The sequence below is a fragment of the Halovivax sp. genome, from assembly GCA_007119345.1.
Taxonomy (GTDB): domain Archaea; phylum Halobacteriota; class Halobacteria; order Halobacteriales; family Natrialbaceae; genus Halovivax.
The window spans coordinates 1-5,022 of the sequence record SKPV01000264.1; the positions used below are offsets into that span (position 1 = coordinate 1).

At 70.2% G+C, this 5,022-nt stretch carries 4 protein-coding genes and 1 pseudogene; 2 read left to right on the forward strand and 3 right to left on the reverse strand.

The annotated features are described in order from the left end of the window. Window positions 1-182: pseudogene (locus QZT59_RS17890) on the forward strand (radical SAM/SPASM domain-containing protein); the annotation flags it as partial. Between the two features lie 74 nt (window positions 183-256). Here the strand turns inward: QZT59_RS17890 and QZT59_RS17895 are convergent. Beyond that, window positions 257-1,006: a helix-turn-helix domain-containing protein gene (locus QZT59_RS17895; RefSeq protein WP_290819248.1), complete on the reverse strand. Its 750-nt coding sequence runs from the start codon at window positions 1,004-1,006 to the stop codon at window positions 257-259. Between the two features lie 224 nt (window positions 1,007-1,230). Between QZT59_RS17895 and QZT59_RS17900 the strand changes: the two genes are divergently transcribed. Next, window positions 1,231-3,681, forward strand: coding sequence for a cation-translocating P-type ATPase (locus QZT59_RS17900; protein ID WP_290819249.1), 2,451 nt, complete (start codon window positions 1,231-1,233; stop codon window positions 3,679-3,681). 131 nt (window positions 3,682-3,812) lie between these two features. On the opposite strand, the gene QZT59_RS17905 is transcribed toward QZT59_RS17900, so the two are convergent. Together QZT59_RS17905 and QZT59_RS17910 are read right to left on the reverse strand one after the other, a co-directional pair. Then, window positions 3,813-4,244, reverse strand: a complete 432-nt coding sequence (locus QZT59_RS17905) for a methylated-DNA--[protein]-cysteine S-methyltransferase (protein WP_290819250.1) — start codon at window positions 4,242-4,244, stop codon at window positions 3,813-3,815. Window positions 4,245-4,422: 178 nt separating this feature from the next. Next, the coding region (locus QZT59_RS17910) for an ABC transporter permease subunit (RefSeq protein WP_290819251.1) at window positions 4,423-5,022 on the reverse strand (600 nt) is incomplete at its 5' end.

Here is a 5,022-nt window from a genome sequence, read left to right on the forward strand (position 1 = left end):
AGTGCGGCGCCTGCGAGTTCCGGGCACTCTGTGGCGGGAGCCGATCGCGGGCGTACGCGACGACCGGCGATCCGCTCGAGAGCGATCCGCTCTGTCCGTACGTTCCGGACGGCTACGACGGGCCCATGCCGTGGGACCGGACGGGGTCGGCCGACGACGCGGGGACGCCGGCGGACGACTGAGTGGAGACACTGACATGGGGCGTGTATCCCGTCCCGTAGCTACCCCCCACGCTGGGACACCTACCCGGCCACTCCTACTCCTCGAGGAGCGCTGACAGCAACTTCGACTGGGCGGCCGCGAGGTGTTCGGCGAACGTCGAGCCGCTGATTCCCAGCGCCTCGGCCACCTCGCCCGCGTTCGCACCTTTCGGATACTCGAAGTAGCCCAGCTCGTGGGCAGCCTCGAGCACCTCCCGCTGGCGGTCGGTGAGGCGGGCGCGATCGACGATGACGAGGTCGCTCTCGCCGCCGCGCTCGCTCCGGGTGAGTTCGCGCAGGCTAACCTCGTCGAATCGGTCCTGGAGGAGGGTCACCGTCTCGGAGAGCGAATCGAGGTCCGCAGCGTTGATCGAGAGGTGGAGCGCACCGCCCTCGGCGCGCAGCGAGGAGACGGGGTTGCCCTGCGCCTCGACCACCTCACAGACGCAGTCGTCGGCCCAGTCGCGGACGAACCGGTAGACGCGGTCGGTGTCGGTCTCGGCGACCGTCGTCAGCTTCACGTCGCGATCGACCGCTTCGCCCACCTCGGCAGCGACGGCCCCGCCGTCGGTCAGCTCCGAATCCGTATCGGTCAGCTCCGAACCGACGTCGGTCGACGGGGCCAGCGTGTCGGTCTCGGCGTCGGGTTCCCCACCGCAGGTCACCAACTCGTCGGACGGGTCACGGATGGTGAACTCCTCGACCACGGTCGAGGAGCCCCGCCGGGAGGATCGCGAGATCGACTCGACGGGCGACTGGAGACGGTCCGAGGCGGTCGCGACCGGACAGCCGCCTGGATCGCGCACCACGATAGTTGCGTGAAATCCACTCATAGGATGTGATTGCCTCTCACCCACCATAACGGGGGATCCCAATTCCCGCCTGATGGAAATGGGAGCCACGCCAGCGAGGGACGAGACGACCGCCTAGAGAGCTCTAGAGGCCGTATCTGGCACTTCGATTCAATCTGACGTCCGGCCGAACTCGTTCGGCACCACCACTACCGCACGGGCGATCCAACGATCTCCCGATGGGAACCTGCTCGCTCTGTGGGCTGGCGACGCCGGCGCGTCCGATCACGGAAGCCGGCGTGGACGGCGAGTTCTGCTGTCGGGGCTGTCTCGAGGTCCACGGGGCGCTCGACGATGTCGACGACGTCGACCGCGACGCGCTCCGCCGACGGCTCGCAGACGAGGGCCCCGACGTCCCCGACGATGCCGAGGTCGCGTTCCTCTCGATCGAGGGGATGCACTGTGCGACCTGCGAGGGGTTCGTCTCGCTACTCGGCGAACGCGTCGACGGCGTCTACGCCGTCGAGGCGAGCTACGCCACCGAGACCGCCCGCGTCCACTACGATCCGGACCGGATCGGCCAGGAGGCCCTCCCGGATCGGCTCTCGGGGTCGGGCTACGAGGCCCGCTTCCGGGACGAGGCCAGTCGGAGCCGGCGCGATCACGACCTCACCGAGCGACTCCTGATCGGCGGCTTTCTCACCCTGTTGATCAAGCCCTGGTACCTGTTCTACTTCTATCCGAGCTACGTCGGCATCGAGACCGGCATCCTCGACGTCGACGCGACGACCAGCGTCGGCCTCTACTTCCCGATGCTCATCATCGGACTGTTGACGTCGATCATCCTCTTTTACACGGGGTATCCCGTCCTCCGGGGCGCCTACGTCAGCCTGCGTGTTGGCCGGCCGAACATGGACCTGCTCGTCGCCACCGCCGCCTGCTCCGCGTACGCCTACAGCACCCTCTCGCTCGCGACCGGCGGCGACTACCTCTACTACGACGTCACCGTCGCGGTGATCATGGTCGTCAGCCTCGGGCGGTTCTACGAGCGCAAGCGAAAGCGTCGCGCCACCGATCTGCTCTCCGAAGTGACGACCGCCCGGAGTCGCGAGGCGACGCGCCAGCTTCCCGGCGGCGAAACCGAGACGGTGTCGGTCGACGACCTCGCCGCCGGCGACGAGGTGCTCGTCAAACCGGGCGAGCGCGTCCCCGTCGACGGAACGGTCGTCGATGGGACCGCCGACGTCGACGAGTCGGTGCTCACCGGCGAGTCGCTCCCGGTGACGAGAGCGCCCGGCGACACGGTAGTCGGCGGCGCCGTCGCGACCGACGGCGCGCTCGTCGTCGCCGTCGACGAGGGAGCCGAGAGCACGCTCGACCGGATCGCGGCGCTGCTCTGGGAGGTCCAGAGCGGCTCCCCCGGGATGCAGCGATTCGCCGACAGGCTCGCTACGATCTTCGTCCCGCTCGTCATCGCGGTGGCGGCGCTCGTCACCGGCTATCGGCTGGCGACGGGCGCATCGCCGTCGGCGGCGATGCTCACGGGGCTGACGGTGCTGATCGTCTCCTGTCCGTGTGCGATGGGGCTCGCGACGCCGCTCGCGGTCGCCTCCGGGCTGCGCGACGGCCTCGCACGCGGGCTGGTGGTCACGAACGCCGCGGTGTTCGAGTCGGCCCCCGACGTCGAGACGATCGTCTTCGACAAGACCGGCACCCTGACCGCCGGCGAGATGACGGTGCGGTCCGTTCGCGGCGCCGAGGAGGCGGTGGCCGCCGCCGCGGCCGTCGAACGACGCTCCGAACACCCCGTGGCAGCCGCGATCACCGAATTCGCTGCGGAGACACTGGACGCGGCCGCGCCCCATTCACGATCCCCGACCGAGCGAGCCGGCGACGCCCCGTTGACCGACGGCGGCGTCGTGACTGCTCCGTCGTCCCCGTCGACGGCGTCCGAGGTCTCGGCCTTCGAGCGCCACCCGGGGGCGGGCGTCAGCGGGCACGTCGACGGCCGTCGCGTCGTCGTCGGCACCCCCGATCTCGTCGAGCGCCTCGTCGGCCCCGTCTCGGACGACCTCGCGGTCGCGGTCGCCGAGGCGCGCGAGGCGGGCGACCTCCCAGTCGTCGTCGGCTACGAGGGACAGGCCCGCGCGGTGATCGTCGTCGGCGATCGTGAGCGCGTGGCGTGGACCGACGTCCTGGACGCGTTCGCCGACCGCGAGGTGGTGATCCTCACCGGCGACGACGAGGCCGCTGCAGAACGGTTCCGTGGCCACCCCGCAGTCGACCGCGTCTTCGCCGGCGTCCCGCCGGACGGCAAGGTGGCGACGGTCCGCCGACTCGCCGCCGACCGGACGACGGCGATGGTCGGCGACGGGACGAACGACGCGCCGGCGCTGGCGGCGGCCGACCTCGGCGTCGCGATGGGCAGCGCCACCGCCCAGGCCGCCGACGCCGCCGACGCGATCCTCGCGGGCGACGACCTGCGGGACGTCCCTGCGGTGTTCGAGCTGGCCCAGGGAACCCGGCGACGCATCCGCGAGAACGTCGCCTGGGCGCTCACCTACAACGCGGTCGCGATCCCGCTCGCGGCGGCCGGCGTGATCAACCCCCTGTTCGCTGCGGTCACGATGGCCGGAAGCAGTATCTTCGTCGTGTCCAATTCCTCACGGCGGATTCTCGAAGAGCGGTGAGTCGGCGGGCACAGACGGCGACCTAACCCTTTCACGGAGGTCGTGTGGATCCTCAGCGGTTCCCGCGGTCGTGTGGGACCCTCAGCGCCCCGCCCGCGGTTGGCGGCCCTTCAGCGCCCCCACGTGGTCCCTCAGCGCTCCGTCGACAGTCGCTCCTGGACGGGCCGGGTCCCCGCTTCACGCGCCTCCAGGTCGAGTAGTCGGCGCTTCGTCGCGACCCCGCCGGCCGCCGAATAACCCTGAAGGCTGCCGTCGCGCCCGACGACGCGGTGGCAGGGGACGACCACCGGGACGGGGTTCCGGCCGCACGCCTTCCCCACGGCTACCGGTGCGGTTTCGAGATCGGCCGCGATGTCGCCGTACGTGCGCGTCTCCCCGTAAGGTATCTCGACCATCGCGTCCATTACCGCGCCGGTGACCGTGTCCGGGACGTCCACTCGCAGGTCGAACGAACGGCGGTCGCCGTGGGCGTACTCGTCCAGCTGCGCCCGGATTTCAGCGGCCGGCTCGGCGACGAACGACTCGTCGATCTCGATCGTCGTCTCCAGAATGTCGACGTGCATCGTGGTTCCTTCCTCTCTCCTCGATCGGCAGAGGCGATAAACGCTGCCGCAGGCCGACCGTGATCGCCGTCCCGACGCGCTCGCCTCGAAGGGGTCGGTACGTTGCCTGACGCGGCGTCGAGGGCTCCTGACCTGGCGAGTGCCCAACGAGTGCTGGAACAGCAGGGTAGCGAGACGGTTAGAGGTCAGCCGCGTCGAAACGCCGGTAACCCACGACCAGCGGAACGAGCAACCACACAGCCAGCGCGACGATCCCGATTTCCGGAGAGGCGAGCAGCGGTTCCGCCTCAGTTGCGCTCACTTCGACCCCGGCGCCCGCCTGGGACGGGTCGGCGCCGACCCGATCCGCGAGGTCGGGCAACAGCGCGACGATCGACGAGAAGTACGCGGACGAGGGCGAGAGCTGCATCAGCGTAAACGCCCAGTCGGGCATCTCCGCCGGCGAGGGCAGCGAGAAGCCGCCGGCGACGTAGAGGACGCCCATCACGACGACGTCCCACAGCAGCTCGAAGACGACGAAGAAGCCGAGCGCGAGCGTCGTCGCCCGCGAGGTCGAGCCCGTCGTCGCCGAGAGGCCGACGACGATCGTCGCATAGACGGCCACGAAGGCGAGCGTCACGAGCAGGAACACCAGGAGGGCGACGAGGTCGATCTCGCCGAGCAGCGCGGAGCCGAATCCGAGGCCGACGACGAGTCCGACGCCAAGGCCGAACGCCAGCACGGCGGCCCGCCCGACGACCTTCCCGGCGAAGACGTTCCCGCGCGTCGTCGGCAGCGA